Origin of the sequence: Bradyrhizobium sp. BRP56, from assembly GCF_020194035.1 — a bacterium.
In the GTDB taxonomy this organism is placed as follows: Bacteria; Pseudomonadota; Alphaproteobacteria; order Rhizobiales; family Xanthobacteraceae; genus Bradyrhizobium; species Bradyrhizobium australafricanum.
This window is the reverse complement of record NZ_JADYVV010000158.1, coordinates 1-1,639: the sequence shown is the minus strand read 5'-3', so window position 1 is coordinate 1,639 and position 1,639 is coordinate 1. Positions and strand designations below refer to the sequence as shown.

Here is a 1,639-nt window from a genome sequence, read left to right as displayed (position 1 = left end):
TGTCAATCGGCGTTCAAATTTGGCTCTGACTCACTTTTGATGCAGTTCGAGAGATGTCTGGCGCTTTGATTGGGGAGAATCAGCGCCATGCAGCAAGCACTCCACCGCTCCAGTTTGGTGCCGCGTGGGTTTGTTGTAGAGAGTGCGTGCTACGAAGGGGACAAGGCCACTATCACGGTTCGGGCGTCCGGAAGTGTCGGCCTGTGTCCATCATGCGGGACGGTTTCGCGGCGTATCCATAGCCGGTATCGGCGACGCGTGACCGATCTGCCGCTTTCCGGGCGGGTAGTAGAGCTTCTGGTGATCGCTGCGACGCCGTCCTGTGCGGACACCAGATCTTCACCGAGCGTTTCGCCGACGGGATATTGGCTCCATCGGCGCGCCGCACGGCGAGGCTGGACTCCATCGTCCATCACCTCGGTCTGGCGCTTGGCGGTCGACCGGCGGCGGGCTTCGCAAAGCGGCTGATGCTGCCAGTGAGCAAGGACACGCTTCTGCGCGTCGTCCGACGCCGCAGCCGTTCGCCGACCGATGCTCTCAAGGTCATCGGCATTGATGACTGGGCCTGGCGGCGCAATCACCGGTACGCCAGCATCATCTGCAACCTGGAAAGGCGCCGGGTAGTTACCTTGCTACCGGATCGTGAGCCCGCGACCGCCCAAGGCTGGCTGGCGGCTCATTCCACGATCTCGGTCGTCGCTCGCGATCGTGGTGGTGGATATGGCGAAGCAACGGCAAAGGCCCTGGCGCACGCGGTGCAGGTCGCCGACCGCTGGCATTTGATGGAGAACGCCAGTCGGGCCTTCCTTGATGCCGTCCGCAAATCGATGCGCCAGATCCGCATCGTGATCGGCGCGACCACGATTGATCCCAAGCTGCTAACAGCCGCCGAGCGGCTCCAGTACGAGGGTTATTTGCGGCGCGAGGAGACCAATGCGGCAATCCTGGCTCTGTCGAAGAGCGGCATACCCATCAAGCAGATCGTGCGTCAGACCGGCCATAGCAGGAAGCTGGTGCGGCAGGTGATCCGCGGCGAATGCACCGGCAAAGTTCGTTGGACTTGCATTTGCTATGGCTCGAGGATCAGTGGGCGTCCGGCTGTCGCAACGGCGCTGACCTCTGGCGCCGCTTATCAGCGCGTGGCTTCCGAGGCTCGCTCCGCGTCATCAGCGAATGGGCGACCCGTAGGCGGCGGGCCGAGAAGGCCGACGCGCGAAACCTTCAGAGGATCCCGTCGGCATGAACCATCGCGCGCCTGATGACAATCGGGCGGGACCTGCTCACGAAAGCAGAGACGGTCACGATCGCGGCGATCGAGGCTGGCGTGCCAACGCTGGTCGAGGCACGCGAGATCATCGTCGAATTCCACCTGATGATCCGGCGCAAGACCGAGGCGGGCCTCGTCCCATGGATCGAGCGCGCCCGCGCCAGTCTCGTCGCCTCGTTCGCCAGCGGCGTCGCGAAGGATGAGGCGGCGGTACGGGCGGCAATCACCTCACCATGGTCCAATGGCCAGACCGAAGGTCAGATCACGCGCCTCAAGCTCGTTCGACGTCAAATGTACGGTCGCGGCAACCTGCTTCAAGCCAGATTGATCGGCGCAGAATAGTCGGCGCTGCACCAAACTTGCGTCACAGCC

1 pseudogene is annotated in these 1,639 nt (G+C 63.2%); it reads left to right on the top strand.

Annotation, left to right across the window (positions count from 1 at the left end):
* Positions 1 to 87 precede the first annotated feature (87 nt).
* Positions 88 to 1,609 (top strand): annotated as a pseudogene (locus I6F38_RS43115) (ISL3 family transposase).
* Positions 1,610 to 1,639: the final 30 nt, after the last annotated feature.